Origin of the sequence: Vibrio hyugaensis, from assembly GCF_002906655.1 — a bacterium.
Lineage (GTDB): Bacteria > Pseudomonadota > Gammaproteobacteria > Enterobacterales > Vibrionaceae > Vibrio > Vibrio hyugaensis.
Map to the genome: position 1 here is coordinate 191,384 of NZ_CP025794.1, position 19,604 is coordinate 210,987.

Annotated in this window: 17 protein-coding genes; 11 read left to right on the plus strand and 6 right to left on the minus strand. The window is 44.8% G+C overall.

The window, feature by feature from the left end; genetic code table 11:
• Positions 1-37: 37 nt before the first annotated feature.
• From C1S74_RS01755 to C1S74_RS01790, 8 genes are all read left to right on the plus strand, one after another.
• The gene (locus C1S74_RS01755; RefSeq protein ID WP_045403394.1) at positions 38-1,228 is read left to right on the plus strand and encodes an iron-containing alcohol dehydrogenase; all 1,191 of its coding nucleotides are present in this window, start codon (positions 38-40) and stop codon (positions 1,226-1,228) included.
• 174 nt (positions 1,229-1,402) lie between these two features.
• On the plus strand, positions 1,403-2,608 hold the full coding sequence (locus tag C1S74_RS01760) for an aromatic amino acid transport family protein (RefSeq protein ID WP_045403392.1): 1,206 nt from the start codon (positions 1,403-1,405) through the stop codon (positions 2,606-2,608).
• 239 nt (positions 2,609-2,847) lie between these two features.
• Positions 2,848-3,972, plus strand: a complete 1,125-nt coding sequence (locus C1S74_RS01765) for an HD-GYP domain-containing protein (RefSeq protein WP_045403390.1) — start codon at positions 2,848-2,850, stop codon at positions 3,970-3,972.
• 98 nt (positions 3,973-4,070) lie between these two features.
• Positions 4,071-4,286, plus strand: a complete 216-nt coding sequence (locus tag C1S74_RS01770) for a hypothetical protein (protein ID WP_038872220.1) — start codon at positions 4,071-4,073, stop codon at positions 4,284-4,286.
• A gap of 398 nt (positions 4,287-4,684) precedes the next feature.
• Positions 4,685-5,449, plus strand: coding sequence for an ABC transporter ATP-binding protein (locus C1S74_RS01775; protein ID WP_045403388.1), 765 nt, complete (start codon positions 4,685-4,687; stop codon positions 5,447-5,449).
• 12 nt (positions 5,450-5,461) lie between these two features.
• Positions 5,462-6,337, plus strand: coding sequence for an ABC transporter substrate-binding protein (locus C1S74_RS01780; protein ID WP_039976682.1), 876 nt, complete (start codon positions 5,462-5,464; stop codon positions 6,335-6,337).
• Positions 6,334-8,310, plus strand: a complete 1,977-nt coding sequence (gene fhuB, locus C1S74_RS01785; RefSeq protein ID WP_045403385.1) for a Fe(3+)-hydroxamate ABC transporter permease FhuB — start codon at positions 6,334-6,336, stop codon at positions 8,308-8,310. The genes C1S74_RS01780 and fhuB overlap by 4 nt, the downstream gene beginning before the upstream one ends.
• 226 nt (positions 8,311-8,536) lie before the next feature.
• Positions 8,537-10,759, plus strand: a complete 2,223-nt coding sequence (locus C1S74_RS01790) for a TonB-dependent siderophore receptor (RefSeq protein WP_045403384.1) — start codon at positions 8,537-8,539, stop codon at positions 10,757-10,759.
• Between the two features lie 48 nt (positions 10,760-10,807).
• Here C1S74_RS01790 and C1S74_RS01795 read toward each other — a convergent pair whose 3' ends face one another.
• The 5 genes from C1S74_RS01795 to C1S74_RS01815 form a co-directional block, all read right to left on the minus strand.
• A complete protein-coding gene (locus tag C1S74_RS01795; protein WP_038872233.1) occupies positions 10,808-11,356 on the minus strand; it encodes an MSHA operon transcriptional regulator in 549 nt (182 codons plus the stop codon).
• Between the two features lie 265 nt (positions 11,357-11,621).
• Positions 11,622-13,400 (minus strand): ABC transporter transmembrane domain-containing protein, encoded by a 1,779-nt coding sequence (locus C1S74_RS01800; protein WP_045403382.1) that lies wholly within the window; start codon positions 13,398-13,400, stop codon positions 11,622-11,624.
• A gap of 2 nt (positions 13,401-13,402) precedes the next feature.
• Positions 13,403-15,142, minus strand: a complete 1,740-nt coding sequence (locus C1S74_RS01805) for an ABC transporter transmembrane domain-containing protein (protein ID WP_045403380.1) — start codon at positions 15,140-15,142, stop codon at positions 13,403-13,405.
• Between the two features lie 271 nt (positions 15,143-15,413).
• Complete coding sequence (locus tag C1S74_RS01810) at positions 15,414-15,905, minus strand: type II secretion system protein (RefSeq protein ID WP_045403379.1); 492 nt, start codon at positions 15,903-15,905, stop codon at positions 15,414-15,416.
• A 332-nt stretch (positions 15,906-16,237) separates the two neighbouring features.
• Positions 16,238-17,113, minus strand: a complete 876-nt coding sequence (locus C1S74_RS01815; protein ID WP_045403377.1) for a LysR family transcriptional regulator — start codon at positions 17,111-17,113, stop codon at positions 16,238-16,240.
• Positions 17,114-17,216: 103 nt separating this feature from the next.
• Between C1S74_RS01815 and C1S74_RS01820 the strand changes: the two genes are divergently transcribed.
• Positions 17,217-17,504: a putative quinol monooxygenase gene (locus C1S74_RS01820; RefSeq protein WP_045403376.1), complete on the plus strand. Its 288-nt coding sequence runs from the start codon at positions 17,217-17,219 to the stop codon at positions 17,502-17,504.
• Positions 17,505-17,515: 11 nt separating this feature from the next.
• Positions 17,516-18,493, plus strand: coding sequence for a Gfo/Idh/MocA family protein (locus C1S74_RS01825; protein ID WP_045403374.1), 978 nt, complete (start codon positions 17,516-17,518; stop codon positions 18,491-18,493).
• An 84-nt stretch (positions 18,494-18,577) separates the two neighbouring features.
• Here the strand turns inward: C1S74_RS01825 and C1S74_RS01830 are convergent, their stop codons facing one another.
• Entirely contained in the window at positions 18,578-19,264 is a 687-nt protein-coding gene (locus C1S74_RS01830) for a DNA-3-methyladenine glycosylase I (RefSeq protein ID WP_045403372.1), read from the minus strand.
• An 86-nt stretch (positions 19,265-19,350) separates the two neighbouring features.
• Between C1S74_RS01830 and C1S74_RS01835 the strand changes: the two genes are divergently transcribed.
• On the plus strand, positions 19,351-19,545 hold the full coding sequence (locus C1S74_RS01835) for a hypothetical protein (protein ID WP_005377692.1): 195 nt from the start codon (positions 19,351-19,353) through the stop codon (positions 19,543-19,545).
• Positions 19,546-19,604 lie beyond the last annotated feature (59 nt).

The following is a 19,604-nucleotide window of genomic DNA, read 5'->3' on the forward strand; positions in this document are numbered from 1 at the left end:
AAGTCATACGCTTAGCCAAAACACAAAAGGAATTTGTATGCTGAAACATTTTCTCTATCGCGGTTATACCAATGGACTCAAAGTGGCCGCTCACGTTCTTCCTCTGCCAAAGCCAACGCTATTTTCGGGTTCTGGCTCCGTTAATGAATTGTGTGAGGCGGTCAGCGATCTGGGCTTTCAGCGATTGTTGTTGGTGACAGATGAGGGACTTGTCCGGATCGGAATGGCAGAGCAAGTTGCAGAGCGCGCAAGCTCTAATGGATTAGAGGTTGTTGTATTCTCAGAGGTGAAGCCAGACCCAACTTATGACCATGTTGAACGTGGCTTAGATGTTTATCTGGAATCCGGATGCGATGCGATTTTAGCGCTGGGTGGTGGCTCGGCAATGGATTGTGCCAAGGTGATTGCCGCTAAAGTGACGAATAAGCGTCCCATCAAAAAACTCGCGGGGTTGTTTCGTGTCTGGAGAACACCAGCGCCTTTATTTGTTATCCCAACCACATCGGGTACAGGATCTGAGGTGACCATTGCCGCTGTCGTTTCCGACCCCGTTACCCACCTTAAAACGCCGTTAATGGACCCTAAACTCGTGCCATTGATGGCGGCATTGGATGCAGATCTGTTGTTGGGCTTACCAGCAAAGATTACGGCGGATACGGGGATTGATGCATTGACGCACGCTGTTGAAGCGTATGTATCCCGCAATGCATCACAAGAAACAAAAGCCTACTCCGTTGCAGCCATTAAACTCATCTTTAAGTATTTGCCTAAAGTGGTAGAACAGGGGGAAGACGTAGAAGCAAGGCATAAAATGGCGATGGCATCTTATTATGCTGGGTTAGCGTTCACCAAAGCGAGCTTAGGTTACGTTCATGCCTTTGCCCATAACTTAGGAGCAAAATATGGATTGCCTCATGGAATGGCGAATGGTCTTGCTTTGTTACCGGTTCTTAAGTTTTCGCTGCCAGAGATAGAGCCACAACTGATTGCTTTGAGTGACGCCTTGTTAGGAAGTAGCGCCGATTCTGCCAGTGCCCAAAACTTTCTCGATCGTATCGAAGAGTTGTATGAAGTGATTGGCATCGAAAAACACACACCAGTGCTTAACAGTTCGGACACAGAAGAGTTAGTGGCGTTGATCTTGAAAGAAGCGCATTGGAACTACCCAGTACCCAAATTCATGAATGAGCAAGAATGTGCTCAGTTACTTTCTGAAATTCGCACTTAAGATATGGTTGTAAATTAAAATGTACAGTAGTGGTTTTTTATCCTTACACTTTGCTTGATATTATTCTAAAGATCCTACAGAATCAGCTTCATTACGAACATGGTGTTAGGTTTATGGTGCCGTTGCCTGATCTGATGCTAATAAATCTTATTAAGCTGTAAAGATAAATATACAATGAGTCGATCTAAAGTGTTTGGTAGTACCCTGATTATTGCAGGGACTACAATTGGTGCCGGTATGCTGGCACTTCCTCTTGCCTCTGCGGGTATTGGTTTCACGACTTCCTTGCTGATCATGCTAGGTCTGTGGGCATTAATGGCGTTTACCGCGCTATTGATGTTGGAGCTTCATCAGTATGCCGATAGCAGTGCAACTCTTCATACTCTAGCGAAACAAATTCTTGGTCAGAAGGGCAAGTGGGTTGCAAGCTTTGCCATGCTTTTCTTGTTTTACTCATTGTGTGCTGCTTATATCGCTGGTGGTGGTGCTCAGTTTGGTGACAGACTCACCGAATGGTTTGGTCTAGATATTTCAGGTTCGACTTCAACCATCATCTTTACTCTTATTGTGACCATGGTTGTGACAGTGGGTACTGGCACTGTAGACAAAGTAAACCGCGTATTGTTTGGTCTTAAAATGGTGACCATGATCGCAGTGTTGTCATTTCTTGCGCCAAATGTGACCGAATCTTACCTATTAAGCATGCCTGTAGAGCAAGGACTGATTGTTGCCGCCATCCCAGTTATTTTTACTTCGTTTGGCTTCCACGGCAGTATTCCGGCGATTGTGAACTACCTAGACGGCGACACATCATCGCTACGTAAAGCGATCATTGTGGGTTCGACCATTCCATTAGTGATTTACATCTTCTGGCAGATCGTCACTTTAGGCGTCGTAAGCCAAGAAGCACTGGTTGAAAATGGTGGTTTGAGTGCACTGATTGGACAGCTTTCTCAAACGGTTCATCAGTCCAATCTTGGCAGTGTTGTTGGTGTATTTGCCGACTTAGCTCTTCTGACCTCTTTCTTGGGAGTGAGTTTAGGCCTGTTTGAATTCTTGGGTGACACCATCAAAGGCGATAGTGAAAAACCAAACCGTTTGGTGGCGGCTGTCATAACTTTTACGCCACCGCTTGGCTTTGCACTGTTTTACCCACAAGGCTTTATTATGGCATTAGGTTACGCTGCAATTGCGCTGGCGATCCTTGCGATTTTCTTACCTCTGGTGATGGTGGTGAAAGTACGTCGCTCTGAAGAGTTTACTGGTGAATACCGCGTTGCAGGAGGCCAAGGTGCGTTGGCGGTAACGGGGATTGTAGGAACAGGCATTGTTTTGGCACAAGTATTGATTACTCTGGGAGTGTTACCTGCGCTTGGTTAATAAAAACGGTGAATAAAACGAAAGCCAGTGTGTTACAGCGCACTGGTTTTTTTGATCTGGATTAAATTACCGTAGAATATTCGGTGAAAATATTGGCGGAAAACTGTTTTTATTTCGTACACTTAGACTGTGGTATGTCGATAATTTAGGTGGAGAAAAGCCGCTCTAATCACATCAAATACGCTGACTTTAATGAGCCTTTTCTTCGGTATTTCTCTACTTGGGTGTGGAGGTGAAGTATGGCGCACCGGAGTTTTTACCCGTTTGCAAAGCCGCTTAATGAGCAAATGCAAACATTGAAAAATAGGATGCAGGTCCATTTGCCATGCATTGATAGGGTGTCGTTTGCCAAATATCACCCTAAGCAAGGTGTGCTAAAATCTTTTGCTGAAAGTGAGTTTGATACTTGGTGTCTAGCGCATCATGAAGCGCCTTTGCGCAAGCTTCACAATCTTAGTCTCGCGGCTGATAACGCCGTCCCTCGTGTGGTTAACGATCTCTACGACATCAACCATTGCTCACGTGTTCAGACATTACTTAAACACGGTTATCACTCCTCTGTTGCTGTCCCTTGCTATGATCAGCAAACCTTTACTGGTTTTGTGTTCCTCAACTCCATCCAACCAAATGCCTTTAGTTTAGAAGCGCTGAATGGCCTCAAACCGTATTTCGAAATGGTACAGTTTGCTGTGGAATCGGAGGACCATGTGGTTAATGCAATCGAAATACTTGCAGAACGGATGCACTGCTTGATGCCAGGCTATTCGCCCGAAGTGTTTTCTCATAGCAAGAGGATGGGACTTTACAGTCAAGTGATCGCCACTCACATTGCCGACCGTTACCAACTCTGTGATGAAGTGGTGGAGCAGATTGGGATGTTTGCGAGATACCACTCTTTGAGTGAGACCGCTTTACCAGCCGACATTGTTTGCCGTCGCCATCATTTATCTCGCGAGCAAGAATCGCGACTACAAGAGCACATCGAACAATGCATAGAAGCCGCAGATAACATTGTTGCGAGAATTGGTAACCCAGTGCATCCAAGCATTACCTTGTTCCACCAAATCATGACATATCAACACGAGAACTTAAATGGGTCGGGCTATCCGTATGGATTGGAGGACATCGATATTCCTATTGCGGCCAAAATTGTCGCTGTCGCTAATGTGTTCGATGTGATGACTACCCACCATCCATATCGTCAGGCGTGGTCGATCCCATATGCGTTATTAGAGTTAGAAAAGCTTGTGTATCAGGGATTGTTATCAAGAGAATGCGTCAACGCTTTACGTGATCATCAAGATTACTTAAAGCAAATCATCCATAAATACCCAGAGCATTATGCAGGCATGGGATTAATGTGAAAGTAGAGGAGTAAACCGTGAAGGGAATCAAATGTTGACTAGGAGGTCATTATAAATAATGCTGTATATGTATACAGTAACTCGTTTGGAGGTGAAGTATGTTGTGGGAAACCCTTGAAAGAGTAAACCGCTTACGCCAACAAGCACTTGCGAATGATGAATTCGTAGAGTCTGCAAAAGAACACGAAGAAGCTTTGCATGACCAAGAGCATTATTACCAACCTAAGAAGCGTTCAGCCAAAGACAGACAAGGTAAGAAGTCGCTGGCCGATATCTATAAAGAAGTAGAATTTGGCGCTGACGCTCGTCACTAATGTCATCAAACGGCTGCGGACCTCATCCACTTTTTCTCACCGCCGCAGCGTAATTCATCTTATGGGCAAGTGCCTATCACTTAGCCGCTTGCCCAATCGTCTCGAAACGTAAATTCCCCCTTCGTTTTGAATCCTGCTTCTTGAAGTCACTTGGTTATCTTCCTTATCGATAAGCAAGGAGCGCACTCGATCTGAATCACCGAGCCTTACCATCTTTTAAATTTATAAAATAATCAACTAATGATAATAATAATGGTTTGCATTTGTATCTGCCCTGTTATATAAAGCCAAGCTTATTAATCGTTTTGTTGAATAAAATAATGAAACGTAACGGATAGGTGAATGGGTTAATCACGCATTACCGATGCCGATAGTTAAATGGATTAGGTGAAGTAGGGATGTTAGAAGCCAAAGCTCTTCAGTTCAACATTAACGGAAAGTCTCTGTTGAAAGCATTTGATTTGACGTTTGAAACTGGAAAAACGTACGCGCTCGTTGGCCACAATGGTTCAGGAAAATCCACGCTTCTCAAGTTGTTAGCCCAGCAGCAGGCATACAGTGACGGTGATGTTTTGTTGCACGGCGACAATATTAATCATTTTTCCGCAAAAAAATTCGCACAACATATCGCATATCTACCCCAACACTTACCGATGACGGACAGTATTCTTAGCCGTGATTTGGTCAGTTTTGGTCGTTATCCATGGCATGGCTTGTTAGGGCGTTTAAGTGCAAAAGACAAAACCATAGTCGAAGAAGCGATGGAGATGACTGGAACGTTGAAATATGCTGATCGTTTAGTCGACACGCTTTCTGGTGGTGAGCGACAACGTGTGTGGCTGGCCATGCTACTTGCTCAAAAGACGGAATACTTGCTACTTGATGAGCCACTGTCGGCGCTCGATATTAGCCATCAGGTCGATATGCTTTCTTTGATCGCTAAGTTAAGTAGAGAGCTTGGATTAGGGGTCATCATTGTTCTGCATGGCATCAATTTAGCCGCTCGCTTCTGTGACCACATCGTAGCCCTACATCAAGGTGATTTGATTGCACAAGGTGATGTTCAACAAGTGTTCACTGAGCCCAAGCTGAAAGAAATATATGGCATTGAAATGCGTATTTCAGATCACCCCGCTGGATATCCAGTAGCAATGCCAAGCTAAGCGGAGTCGACAATGAACTGCATACTTCGTTTTTCTTGGTTAAAGCACGTAGCCTCCCTTACGGCTCTCTTTTTAACCTTCCCAGTTGATGCAACCTCGCAACGAGTTATGTCTGTCGATTGGACCCAAACTGAAACTATGTTGGCGCTTGGTGTTGTGCCTGTGGGAGTTGCGCAAGGGCAAGATTACGATGCTTGGGTAAAAGCGCCATTGTTGCCAGTGCAAACCAAAGATGTGGGTTTGAGAACGCAACCTAATATCGAACGTATTTATGAACTCAAGCCGGATCGTATTTTTATTGCGCCTTATTTCTCTGCTATGAAGGAGCGCCTTGCCGATATCGCGCCTGTGACTACCATCGATCTCTATGGTAAAGGCATTACGGATTGGTCGGTACTCACTCAATTTACCCGTACTTTTGGAAAGGAGTTGGGAAAAGAAGCGCAGGCGGAAACTCTAATAGCACAGTCTGAGGTGCAACTTTCCAAACTCAAGCAAACAATAGATGCAGATTCTGCTCCTTTATTGATGATTCAATTTATGGATACCAAGCACGTACGCGTTTTTGGTGAAAACAGTCTTTATTCTCAGGCGATTGCCAAGCTCGGTCTCTCTAATGCATGGAAAGAAGAAACCAACAGTTGGGGATTTAACATGGTTGGGATTGATAAATTGGCAGGAATCTCAGCACAGATCGTCATTGTAGAGCCACTTCCTCATGGAGGGGAGCAGCAACTCGCGAGTGATAAATTCTGGCAATACATTGTCGAGCAATCAGGCCACCCCGTTATGCGAGTCGCTCCCGTTTGGAGCTTTGGTTCGATGCCTTCTGCTGTTCGATTTGCGCACTTAGTGGCTGCAGAAAAAGAAAAGGAGCAACGTGAATGAAAACCGTTCCTTTGACGCTGGTGGTGTTACTTTCGGCACTTACTCTGTTTGTTGGTGTGGTTCATCTGCACAACACAGCGGCATTTCCGGTTGCGCTGAAAAGCCTTTGGCAACCAAATTTTCAATCGATAGATTCGGTTTTACTGCATTTTAGCTGGTGGCCGCGAGTTTTCACGACCATTATTTCGGGCGCAGGATTGGCGGTCGCTGGCGTATTGATGCAACAAGTCTTGCGTAATCCACTGGCTTCACCAACTACACTTGGTGTCGCAAGTGGTGCGAATTTTACCTTAATGTTGGCGACGTTATTCGCCCCTTGGTTGCTGGATTTTTCAGCCAACCTTGTTGCGTTGATTGGCGGTGTTACGTCTATGGCGCTGGTGATGTTGTTATCTTGGCGACGTGCTTTGTCTCCAACCGTTGTTGTGGTTTCCGGTCTGGTAATTAACTTGTATTTTGCTTCGCTAAGTACGGTCACTTTGATGATGAATACCGAGAAGCTTAATGGATTGATGATTTGGGGAGCAGGTTCTTTAGTTCAAAGTGGGTGGGATGACTTTCGCTATTTGGCCCCACGTGTCGCGATTGCCGGCCTGGTCGCATTTCTGTTTGCTAAGCCATTAACTTTATTGGAGTTATCGGAACAGGGAGCAAAAAGCTTAGGTGTATCTCTAGCAAAGCTAAGATTTGTATGCCTGGGTTTAGCGGTTTTGATTACCTCTTGGGTGGTGGCGACGGTTGGTATCATCGGTTTTATCGGTCTAGCTGCTCCGGCAATCACGCGTTTAATTGGTGTTCATCAGATCAAGCACAAGCTTTGGATATCGATGTTGATCGGCGCAATGTTATTGACATTGACCGATTTGGTTATTCAGCAATTACCCGGTCTAATGGCTAGCTTTATTCCTACGGGAGCTGCAACGGCTGCGCTTGGTGCTCCGCTCCTACTTTGGTTACTGCCGCGGTTGTCGCAAAAGACACAAGGGCATACCCAAACGGTGCTTACTCGACACTCCGAACGAGTCAATAAGCTGAATAAACACGCTATCGCATTTACCTTTCTGATTATTCTGGCGGGCGTGGTTCTTTTCAGTACGGTTTCTGTACAGAACCAAGGTTGGAGGTCTCTTTTCTCGACTAAAGAATGGCTATTTTTAGAATGGCGAACGCCAAGGCTCCTAGCGGCGGCGATTGCAGGTGCTATGTTGGCGATCGCAGGAACCATTATTCAACGCTTAAGTGGCAATCCAATGGCCAGCCCTGAAGTTATCGGTATCAGTTCTGGTACGGCAATGGGCCTAATTATTGCCATGTTTACTGGCGTTGGCGCGTCGGTGGTTACTTTATCGATAGGTGGTTTGATCGGCGCTTTACTTACGGTATTCGTAATCGTCTTACTGAATAGAAAATCCGGCTTCCAACCAGAGCGCATTTTGCTGACAGGCATTGCGATTACTGCGCTGATGAATGCGATACAAAGTTTTATTTTGGCTACCGGCGATCCACGTAGTTATCAGGCGTTAGCTTGGCTCTCTGGCTCTACTTATTACGTTTCTTTGGATACCTTGCTGCCTTTGGCCGTGTCGGCGTTGACCTTCATCTGCTTGAGCTTTGTGTGTGTTCGATGGTTGGATATTTTGCCAATTGGCGCTTCTTCTTCAAAGGCATTAGGACTAAATGTAGATCGCTCGCGTGCCATTCTGTTACTCCTTGTCGCTTGTCTCACTGTGAGTGCAACGTTGGTCGTTGGTCCCATCAGCTTCGTCGGTTTACTTGCGCCACATTTGGCACGTCTATTTGGATTTAATAAAGCATATCAACATATGTTGTGCGCGGCTTTAGTTGGCGCTGGCGTAATGCTGTTGGCAGATTGGCTAGGGAGACAAGTACTTTATCCTCAAGAGATACCCGCAGGTCTTATGGCCTCAATCATAGGGGGCATGTACCTAATGTGGGGGTTACGTCGTTTGTAAGAGTTTGAATCCATCGGGCAAGACGACGAACCCAAACAAAGACAACTGACAAGAATTCTATGACTGGGTGATCGCTCTCATCATCCACTAAGTAGTGCTCGCAAAACACATTCTGTGCTTTTGCATTTATGGAAAACAGTGGTTATGCCGGAACCAACCTCATCGTATTCGTGCGTTGATATTGTATATAAAAGGTTGGAAAGGTTGCCGACAAAAGGAGAAAATAATGAATCGGCAGTTTATGCTGACACCAGCGTCAATGGCTATTGCAATGGTGTTAGCTACCCCTCAAGTGCTTGCTCAAGAAGATGAAAACCTTGTTGTTATTGGCCTGCAAGAAGACAGTGCTGTTGGTCCCGACTTTAGCTATCTTGGCGCTAAGAGTCGCACTGCAACCAAAATGGATTTAGCGATCAATGAAACGCCTCGCGCGGTTTCTGTAGTGACTCGCGAACAAATGGATGATCGCGCATCCATCAGTGTTTCAGATGCGCTGCAATATACGCCAAGCATTCAAACCAACTACTTTGGTGAAGATAACAAGCAAGATTGGTTTATCATCCGAGGTTTCAAACAGGCAAACAGCGGCTTGTACCAAGATGGCACTCGTCTTTACTCATCAGGTTTTTACAGTTGGCAGATAGACCCATTTGCACTAGAGCGAGTAGAAGTGTTGCGCGGTGCAGCTTCTGTTCTTTATGGCCAAAACCCACCGGGTGGGGTGATCAACCTAGTAAGCAAACGCCCACAATTTGATGGTGGCTCTGGCCAGGTGTCTCTGGAATATGGCTCTGAAGATCGTAAGCAAATTTCGTTAGACGTGAACTCCGAAGTGAATGAAAAGCTCGCGGTCCGTGTTCAAGGTCTGGCGAGAAAAAATGGCACGCGTGTTGATGGCGTCGAGGCTGAGCGGTTCTTAATTGCTCCGTCACTGACTTACAAATTTACAGATATGTCGGAAATTACCTTGCTGACTAGCTACCAGAAAGATGACTCCGCCCCTTATCTGCAATTCTTACCTGTTGAGGGGACATTAAAGCCAAACAAAAATGGAAAGATCAGTGATAGCCTTGCAATAGGAAACACGGACTGGGAAACATTCGAGCGTGAACAGCTTTCTTTAGGCTACGAGTTCTCACACAGGTTTAACGACACTACGTCTTTTGTGCAGTCGACGCGTTACAGCCAAATGGACGTGAACCTGAGGCAGATGTACTCCTATGTGTATGCAGCAGACGTTCCGGGGCTAGGTCCATTGCTTGACCCGCTTAACGAGCGTAAGAGTATTTTACGTGCAGCGACCACAGAAGAGGGGTCATCAGACGCGTTTAATATTGATAACCGTCTGATACACAATATGGAATTGGGAAGTGTGGAACACAACCTCATGGTGGGAATTGATTACCAAATGGTGAGCATTGATGGCAAAGACTTTGCCAGTGATCCATTGGTCGCGGACGGTGACACTATCTTAACAACGCCAATTGGTATACTGCCTGACCCACGTTTTGATGTGTTTAACCCAAGTTATTCAGACAACGTTTGGTTACTTGACCCAACCACACTTCAACCGCTAACGGACGCAGATAAACAACGTACTAAGGTGGATAATGAACAGCTTGGTATCTATCTTCAAGATCACATGTTGATCAACGATAAATGGGCTGTGTTACTGGGGGCGCGTTATGACGATACGAGTAATGAAGTACATAACGTAACCACAGGCTCACGCACCAAAGTGGATAATGAAGAGTGGACGTTCAGCTTAGGTACTGCCTACATCACGGATTCTGGCTTTACGCCATACTTTAGTTACTCACAATACTTCGACCCAATCATTCAACAGGACAGTGCTGGCAAACCCGCTAAACCGGAAAGCGGTGATCAATTTGAAGTTGGTGTGAAATACCAGGCTCGTTCGTTTGATGGTTACTTTAACGTTGCCGCATATCAAGCGACTAAAGAGAACCTCGCTCGTATTTACCTCAACGAGCTGACTCAGATTGGTAAGGTAGAGAACAAAGGACTCGAATTAGAAGCGGTTGCTAACGTGACGCCGTCACTATCTCTACTTGGTAACATCGCTTATGTGGATTCGGAAATCAAAGAGGATGTAAATACATCTTGGGTTGGCAATACGCCGTCTCAAGTAGCAAACACGGTATCTTCTGCATGGGTACATTACCGTTTCCTTGAAGGAACTTTTGATGGTTTAGCTTTCGGGCTGGGTGCTCGATATACGGGTGAATCCTACGGTGACAACACTGAAACGTTGAAGGTCCCAGGCTATTTCTTGATGGACGCGACGGTAAGCTATCGTATTGGTGATTACAAACTTCAGGTGGCGGCGAAAAACCTAGCTGACAAAGAGTATGTCGCGACGTGTGACGGCTTCTGTTGGTATGGTGATCGCAGAAACGTGATTGCGAATCTTACCTACGATTGGTAAATCATCGAGAGCGAAACGAAAAGTCCCCCGAGCATACGGGGGATTTTTTTAGAAATCAGCTTTACGGACGTAGTGGGGGTTTTTGTATTTCTTCTCTGGTCCAAAACTAGAAACCACCAACTTGTTCCAAAGTGTTTTATCGAACTCTCCTTTAGGAATGGAAGGGTATAGTGTTTCTTCTTCTTCCCTTGCAAAGTTCATGTACTGCTTTTTCTTTATTTGGTTGTATTTCTTTGCGATTTGGTTGTGTTTTCTCACCCATTCGAGCTTATATTCACGCAACACGTTTTCGCCTTTTTCGGCGTCCATACGTGATAAGAAAAGGCGTTTATACGACACTTTTCTGTCGAGCATAGTACGCATTACCGTCTGGATATACTTACCATGATGAGTGATGGTGATATCTTTCTCGTCAATAGGCGTGATAAACCAGCTCTTCGGTAAAAAGCTCGGCTTCTTAAATTGCTTATTACGTTCCACTAGCACCTGATGAAGAACTAAATCAGATGTGCCGCGAAAGGTCTTTTGCCACTTAGCGATTCGTATCTGTAACGAACCTGGCAAGCGATAGATGTTAGTAAACTTATCTTGGTCCATGGACTTCTGTCATGAAATTAATATGCAATGTGAAAAATCCGCAAACACAAACCCACAAACGTCATAAACAGGTATTGTTTGAATAGGTTGAGTCGGTAGTTAGCGCGATTTTACAACGACCTTGCTGATAATAGCGAGGGGTTATGTCAATAATAGGTAAGAAATAAAGAAATTGTTTAGATTATGAATGAAAGTTTGCATCTAAGAAAAAGCCCGTTTCGATAAAACGGGCTTAACGTAAGTGCTCATGTGCGCTCTGAGCTGTTTAAACAGCTTCCTCGAACTGCTTATCGTCCTCTTCTTCAATTTGCTGAATATGGCGATTTGCTTGTTGAAGTTGGTACATTTGCGCGTAACGACCATTTTGCTTCAATAGTGCTTTATGGGTTCCGCTTTCTACCAAATCACCATGGTGTAGGACGATGATCTTATCGGCATCCAAAATGGTCGATAAACGGTGGGCAATCACCACAAGTGTCATGTCTTGGCGAAGTACTTCTAGACTCTTCTGAATCAACGCTTCGGTCCCCGAGTCGATGTTCGCAGTCGCTTCATCCAAAATAAGAATCTTTGGCTTCGCCACTAATACACGCGCGAGTGCAAGCAATTGTTTTTGGCCTGCCGAAAGATTGGTTTCACCTTGGCCAAGTTGCGTATCCAAGCCATTCGGATAACGACGAATCTGTTCAGCTAATCCGACTTTTTCAAGAGCATCCCAAATCTGAGCGTCTTCCATTGGTCTACCCAGAGATATATTTTCTCGCACGCTTGCAGGAAGGATGTGCGGATCTTGTTGAACCATGGCCACATCTTTACGAAGGACATCTTTACCTAACGACTTTAATGGACGCCCATCAATGAGCAGTTCACCGATCTCTGCTGGGTAGAAGCCCATTAGCAGGGACGCTAGGGTACTTTTGCCGCTTCCGGTATGACCAACAAGCGCAATAAAGTCTTGGTGGTTGGCCTTTAAAGAAATGTCCTTCAATACGTCTTGTTTTCCGTCGTAACTGAAAGTCAGGTGGTTAAGCTCAATTGATCCAGTTCTTAATGGCTGATGGTCATCACCGTAAGTTTGCTCTTTCGCATCGATCAATTCGAACACACGTTCACTTGATACGAGCGCTTGCTGAAGCAATGCCAATTGTTGAGTCATCTCAATTAAAGGTTCGGTAACGCGAGCAAGATAGCTGATGAACGCATAAAGCACACCCACACCAATCAGTTCGATACCGTTGAAACCAAAGATAGCCACCAAAGAGAGTAGGGCGAGGCCCGCTAACAAGTCCATTAATGGGCGTAATAAGTAGCCATTCAAACGAATCACCTTTTTAGAAGCAACCAAGTGCTGCTCGGTTAGGTCATTAAACTGTTTGTTAAAACGCGCTTCTTGTTGCATGAGCTGAACAACACTCATCCCTTGGATTGATTCGCTTAAATTCGCATTGATATCGGTGAGCAAATCGCGCATGTTGCGGTAGTTCTCGGTACTCAGCTGTTTAAATAGGTACATAAAGCCAACGACGATAGGCAGTAGTACCAACACAACCAGTGTTAACTTCCAACTCATGTAAGTCATTACGCCAAGCATGACTAAGATCATGACAACATTTTTCACCACCGTCGCGATAAGCAGTTCATAAAACTGCTGAAGCGATTCCGTATCGTTAGTGATGCGAGAAACCAGCTTCCCTGCAGGTGTGTAATCGAATGCTGATAGCGGTTGTTTGATGACACCAGAGAAAACTTGTTTACGAATGGTTTTTATCGTATTGGTTGCAACAATACTGAATTGTAGCGACTGAAAGTATTGGAAGGTCGCGGAGATGATTTGCAAAGCGATGTAACTAGCCGCGAGCGAAATTAAAATATCGCGCGAGTAGTCGCCTTTGGCAATATGTTCATCGATAAAGTATTGGATCAACCAAGGCCCACCGGCACTGGCTAACGCCGCAATAAACAGCAGAGAAAGCCCTTTAATCATTGGCTTTGGCTGAGACAATGGGTAAGACATTAACCGCTTAAATGTTGTTGATTGCTTCATGATTAGTCCTCCATTGCCTGTTCAAGTTTTTGGTACTGATACATTTCAGCGTACCAGCCTTGACGTTCAAGCAACGCTTTGTGCTGTCCGCGCTCTCCAATGTGACCGTGGTTTAGTACGATGATTTCTTCAGCCGCCTCTAGAGCCGTTAGACGGTGGGCAATGACAATCAGCGACTGGTCACGATAATAAGTTTCTAAGTTCTTAAGTATTTGATGTTCTGTGCGGCCATCTACTGCAGACAGTGCGTCATCCAACACGAGAACCTGAGCATTTAATAACATCGCACGAGCGATCGCGATACGTTGCTTTTGACCGCCAGAAAGGGTAATGCCTTTTTCGCCCACTTCGGTTTGGTAACCTTCGGGAAACTTTTCGATATCGTCATGGATGCACGCCAATTTTGCCGCGCGGTAGACTTCGTCTTTCGACGCATCTGGGTTACCCAAAGCGATGTTGTCGAAGATCGATTTAGAGAATAGGAAAGGACTTTGGTTAACGACGGCAAAACGATTTCGCCACTCAGGTAATACGCCATCTTTAATGTTGATGTCACCGAACTGAATCGTGCCATTATCCATATCATGTTGACGGAGCAAGAGAGTCAGCAGCGTTGATTTGCCACTACCAACCGGTCCCGCAATACCCAACATCTTTCCAGGTTCTAATGTGACGTATAAATCGGTTAGTGCGGCGGGTAAATTCTTAGACCAATGGAATTCATCAATTTTGATGTTCAATGGTAATGGCTGTTTACCTAACGATTTCTCACCACTGATGATCTCCGGTTGTTCATCGAAGATTTCTTGTAGGCGATTCCAGGCGGCAGAGCCACGCTCAAGGATATTAAACAAAAATGCAAAGGCCAGCATTGGCCAAATCATTAAGCCGAGATACATGGTAAATGCGGTTAAGTCCCCCAAAGTGATGTCGCCTTTATCTACCAAGTAAGCGCCAGAAGCCACACTTAGGAAGAATGACATACCAATGGTAATCTGAATGGCAGGATCAAAACGAGCATCCACTCTTGCAACTGCAATGTTCTTCGCGCCAGTATCATCAACTACGTCCTCGAAGCGTTGTTGCTCTTGGTTTTCTAATCCAAAAGCACGCAACATGCGAACGCCATTGAGAGATTCTTGCGTCATGTCTGACATGGAAGAGAAGGCTTCTTGGGCAATTTTAAAGCGTTTATGAAGAATACGAACAATGAAGAAGATAATTACCGCCAAGAATGGCATTGGTAACAACGCCATGACAGTGAGCTTCCAACTGACTTGAGTCACCATCACAATCAGTACTGCAATGCCAGTAATCAGTGAGTCAGCCGCCGTTAGTACGCCTTCACCAGCGGTCATCACGATATTACGCACGTCATTAGTGCCTCGGGCCATGAGGTCACCAGTTTTGAAACGCTCAAAGAAACGAGGAGGTTGAGTTGACAGGTGACGATACAGGCGATTACGCAAAATGGTCCCTAATTCCCAACTTGCGCCGAATAGCCATATACGCCAGAGTATTCGGCAGCCATATATCGCAAAAAACAACACGATAAGGCCTAATAACCACATGACTAAGGTACGGGTTTCTAGCGTGTTATCGACGACACCGTCAACGATAATACCAACCGCTTTGGGAGGAATTAATTGCAGGGCGGAAATGACAGCAAATAATAGGATTGAACCTACATAATGTTTCCACTTTTGTCGAAAATACCAACGCAACTGCCAGAATATTCGCATTTCGCCTCCTGCTTAAATGATTGAATTTATTATGGAACCATTATTGAGCGAAATGATGAGTTTACAAGCATAATTTTTGAGCGAAATAAAAAACAATACAATGTGTCGATTTTGTCATGGTGCATTGATTTAGAGCTTTATCTATCTCTGTAACGACCGGATGTAACAAAATATTGTGAAATTTATGTTAATGTTTGGTTTTGCGGGTTTCTGTCGTATAAAAGAGGGAATGCCTCAAAAGTAGGTCTCTTGAAGCCCATTTTAAGGCGTTTTAGCAGTCGTCAGTTTTAATCTCGTACTTTATTTGACCACCGGCTGTATGTGGGTAGTACACCTCAACATAGCAAAGGTGAAAGATGTCTACAGGCTTGTTAGCAAAACCGATGAGGAAATAGGGTTCATTTTCGTCTTCAACCCCATACCATCGATTGATCGTTAATTGCGGATCAAATCCGGCTAAATCATGAGCGGGAATCACATTCTTGATATAACCGTAATAACCAATCAAATCGTTCACACCATCATTGTCCAAGTCGATGTTTTTAAGATCACCTGAATCGACTTGCTCTTGAGATTGAATGACGGCTTTAGCGTACACCTGATTATTTGCTGTCATTAAAGCTTCACGTGCCCCATAAAGCACTGCGATTCTCGCATCCTTTTGAATGTCCAGAAACTTGGGGAATGCGACGACACTCAATACGCCAAGAATGACGATGCAAATCACTAATTCTATCAGTGTAAAACCTTTTGTATTACGCACAGCCAACCTCCAAATTTGCATTTTTATCGTCTGCTATTCTGGAGCAAAATTATGGCTGGGAGAGGATTGAAAAAGAATGAAGTTTTTGGATGAATAACATGGTTCTTGTTTATTAAACAAGTTGCTTAAAATTACAGAAGGAATTCATTCATTCTCACACAAAAAGTAAGTCTTCTCTCAATAAGAAGAGGTGAAACACACGTTGGAATAAGGTGTTGAAGATGATGTCCTCAATCGTGCACACCCTCTGATGAATTTGACATTTTTATCACTGATGTACCAGCGAAGTTTGTCATGGTAAATGAAATCGGCTTTTGGCGACGAGAGGTGGATTAGTTAGTGTCAGAAAGAACAAAATCGACAAACGTGCGATTTTTAAGGGAAAGCTGTTTTGAACGGTAAAGCAGGTGGATCGGCTTTGGCTTGGGAGTATGTTGATGGAGAATTTCCACCAATGCGCCAGATTGGATTTCTTGTTCAACTAAGATCTTTGGTTGCAGCAGAACGCCAGAGCCTTTTAACGCGGCAAACTTCAGTACATCACCGTTATTAGACGTTAATCGGGTGTTGCTGTTTCCAAAGGTATTAGAAGGCATGTTGACCACTTGTTGGCTTTCCCCTTGATGATAGTGAAAGCCTAAACAATGATGATGCTCTAAATCTTCAAGTAACTGGATAGGCTTATGCTGCTCAAGATAAGAGGGGGAAGCGCAATAAGTCATGTGGTATTCACCCAGCTTTCTTGCGACTAACGACGAATCGACCAATTCACCGATTCGAATAATCACGTCTGCTTCACTTCGATATGGGTCAATCAAATTGTTATCCAACATCAGCTCAACGTTCAAATCGGGAAATTCTGCTAAGAAGTCAGTCACGATGGGTGCAATGACCTTTTTGCCATAAGTGACAGGGCAGTTAACTTTTACCGTTCCGGTTGGACGGTTGATCAGCGTCTGGATCAGGTTCTCTGCGTTGGTGATGTCTTCAATAATGCGGTGGCACTCTTGATAGTAAAGCCTGCCAGCTTCGGTCAGGGATTGTTTGCGCGTGGTGCGATGAATCAGTTGTGTACCTAAGCGTTGCTCAAGAAAGCTCACGTGCTTGCCAACCATGGTCGGTGAAATATCAAAGTGGTGTGCGGCGTTACGAAAGCTGCCATGTTCGACCACGTAAGCAAAAACTTTCATGCTTGTTAATTTATCCATTGCACACCCATAGTTGATAAAGAAATAACTAAAGCAGAGTTTATCAATCAAACGGGGTTAATTACAGTGGGCGTATGATTAAGAATGGAGAAAGAGAGCCATCATGAGCGAGACGATTTTTGTTACCGCCGAACTGAAAATGAATGTCGATAAGCCAAGACAACAAGTGGTTGAAGCCATTGAACAATTTTGCCTTGATATGCAAAGTGAAGCGGGATGTTTGCAAGCAAATGCGACCTACGATTCTAAAGAGCCACTACATGTGATTCTTTGGGAGCGATATGAAAACCGCGCCGCGATTGAAGCGCATTTTGCTATGCCGCATACACAAGCGTTTATTGCGGCTGAAATGGTGGAGTTAGTCCAAGCATTCGAAACCCAAGCTCAATAGGAGAAGCGAACATGAAATGGGGCATTTTAGGCACAAGCTTTATCTCAGGTGTCATGGCTGAGGCAATCCAAGGCGATGACAAGAGTGAACTGTACGCGGTTGCTGGGCGTTCGGAACAGAACTTAAAGGCATTCGCTGAGCAATATGGCATCGAGAATACGTTCAACGATTACGATGCGTTGATTGCCGATGAGCAAGTCGACATTATTTATATCGCATTGCCAAATCACCTTCATCATGACTTTATCGTCAAAGCGGCAGAGCAGGGTAAAGCGATTCTTTGTGAGAAGTCACTTTCGGTAGATATGGAAAAAACCGAGTTGGCACTAAAAGCAGTTGAAACACACAAGGTATTCTTTGCTGAAGGTTTGATGTACTTGCATCACCCGTTGATCAGCGAGTTGGTTTCGGTGCTTACATCGGGAGAGATTGGTGAACTTCGCTCCATCCATACGTCTTATATTGCATCGATTGCACAGTTTGTGAATCCAGACAGTAAAGGTGCTTTGTATAACTTAGGTTGTTACCCAATGTCATTGGTGCATTTGGTGGTCAAAACCATGTTGGATGAACAAGCCTTTGGAAACCGTTCAATGACGACGATCGGTCGACGAGGTAACGATGGGAACATCTGTGAATCGAGTTTGATGATGCAATTCGGTGAGCAACAAACGGCGAGCGTACACACCGCAGAAGACCATGGATTGAAACACCAATTCACTATTCTGGGTAGTAAAGGCTGTATTACGTTAGACTCGAATCCATGGCTACCAACGCAAGAAAACCAGTTTAGTGTGGAAATTTACGAGACATCGAAGCGTGAAGTGTCTGTTTCGGCAGCTGGGGACGCTTTCTTCTATCAAGTGCGCAATATTCGCCAAGCGGTTGAAGAAGGGCGTACCTCGTTAGAAAACCCTTGTTCAACATGGGAAGACTCTCACCGTATTATGCAGCTACTGACCGAGTGGGAATCACTGGCTTCAAAGTAAGTCTGTACTTGAACCAATGAACATAAAAACGGCGCACTAAATCTAATGATCAGTGCGCTGTTTTTATTTTGGGTTTAGTCTGGATTAAATGCGATTATCGCCGGTGCTGAACGCAATGATTTGGCTGATCTCAGACAGGCTTCTGCCACTTTCTTGCTGCCATTGAACAAATGCTTTGTTGGTTGCATCGAGCGATTTTTTCGTATCTTTGCCACCTTCAATGATCTTGCAATTACGCAAGTAAGCCTCGACGTCGCTAGACAAGATAAAGGTATCAACGCCCATTTGGCGAAGTGTGTAAGGACCGGTATTTCCACCTAGGCGATTACCGCGTTTCTTCAAATACGCCCATAGCTCAGTGATTTTCTCTTGCGGCCAATCGGCAACCATTTTGCCAAACGAGCCGTATTCGATTTTTGCTTCGTGGATCATTCGAGCGTTGGCAGGGATCGACATGACTTTAGTGAGGTGGCGAATAATGCGTTTATCGGTTGCTTTGGTTTCCCATTGCTCGTCTGACAGCATCAACAGCGGCTCAATCTTAAATCCGAAGAACACTTCTTCAAAGTTCGGCCACTTGTTTCGAACCACGCTCCACGAAATACCACTTTGGAATACCTTCATCGAAAAAGCGGCCAGCCAACGGTCATCGGGAATCGCTGCCAGCTCTTCTTTGCTTAGTGGATGAGATAAAAGCGCTTCAAGTTGATCTTCACCACCTTTACGCTCGACAGCGCGCTGATAAATCGCGTCAAATTTTTCGATACTCATAAAAGAAGTTAGTCCTAGTTTATGTCGATAATTGCGAAACATACTACGCTTAAGTGGCTGAATCGTAAATTGATGGAGTGTCACAAATGAAGAAGGTCACATTAACGTTTGTCGGGGAAGGTTCGGATCGTATTGCGGAAAAATTCTATGCGTGGATGACGGACGGTGGGTTAGAAGACAGCATGATTGAGAATTTATCTGACCGTGAAATCTCAGTGGTCGGCATCAGTGATATGGATAATGAAACGCGTGATGTGGTGATCAATACGGAAATGAACTAACGAGTCGTCTTTCGTCAGCAAGTAGAATCAGATAAAACAAAGCCCTTCACTCGAAGGGC

Bases quoted from the DNA above. Each gene is read 5' to 3' on its own strand.
- C1S74_RS01755 (WP_045403394.1), top strand. From the start codon at position 38: ATGCTGAAACATTTTCTCTATCGCGGTTATACCAATGGACTCAAAGTG.
- C1S74_RS01760 (WP_045403392.1), top strand. From the start codon at position 1,403: ATGAGTCGATCTAAAGTGTTTGGTAGTACCCTGATTATTGCAGGGACT.
- C1S74_RS01765 (WP_045403390.1), top strand. From the start codon at position 2,848: ATGGCGCACCGGAGTTTTTACCCGTTTGCAAAGCCGCTTAATGAGCAA.
- C1S74_RS01770 (WP_038872220.1), top strand. From the start codon at position 4,071: ATGTTGTGGGAAACCCTTGAAAGAGTAAACCGCTTACGCCAACAAGCA.
- C1S74_RS01775 (WP_045403388.1), top strand. From the start codon at position 4,685: ATGTTAGAAGCCAAAGCTCTTCAGTTCAACATTAACGGAAAGTCTCTG.
- C1S74_RS01780 (WP_039976682.1), top strand. From the start codon at position 5,462: ATGAACTGCATACTTCGTTTTTCTTGGTTAAAGCACGTAGCCTCCCTT.
- fhuB (WP_045403385.1), top strand. From the start codon at position 6,334: ATGAAAACCGTTCCTTTGACGCTGGTGGTGTTACTTTCGGCACTTACT.
- C1S74_RS01790 (WP_045403384.1), top strand. From the start codon at position 8,537: ATGAATCGGCAGTTTATGCTGACACCAGCGTCAATGGCTATTGCAATG.
- C1S74_RS01795 (WP_038872233.1), bottom strand. From the start codon at position 11,356: ATGGACCAAGATAAGTTTACTAACATCTATCGCTTGCCAGGTTCGTTA.
- C1S74_RS01800 (WP_045403382.1), bottom strand. From the start codon at position 13,400: ATGAAGCAATCAACAACATTTAAGCGGTTAATGTCTTACCCATTGTCT.
- C1S74_RS01805 (WP_045403380.1), bottom strand. From the start codon at position 15,142: ATGCGAATATTCTGGCAGTTGCGTTGGTATTTTCGACAAAAGTGGAAA.
- C1S74_RS01815 (WP_045403377.1), bottom strand. From the start codon at position 17,113: ATGGATAAATTAACAAGCATGAAAGTTTTTGCTTACGTGGTCGAACAT.
- C1S74_RS01820 (WP_045403376.1), top strand. From the start codon at position 17,217: ATGAGCGAGACGATTTTTGTTACCGCCGAACTGAAAATGAATGTCGAT.
- C1S74_RS01825 (WP_045403374.1), top strand. From the start codon at position 17,516: ATGAAATGGGGCATTTTAGGCACAAGCTTTATCTCAGGTGTCATGGCT.
- C1S74_RS01830 (WP_045403372.1), bottom strand. From the start codon at position 19,264: ATGAGTATCGAAAAATTTGACGCGATTTATCAGCGCGCTGTCGAGCGT.
- C1S74_RS01835 (WP_005377692.1), top strand. From the start codon at position 19,351: ATGAAGAAGGTCACATTAACGTTTGTCGGGGAAGGTTCGGATCGTATT.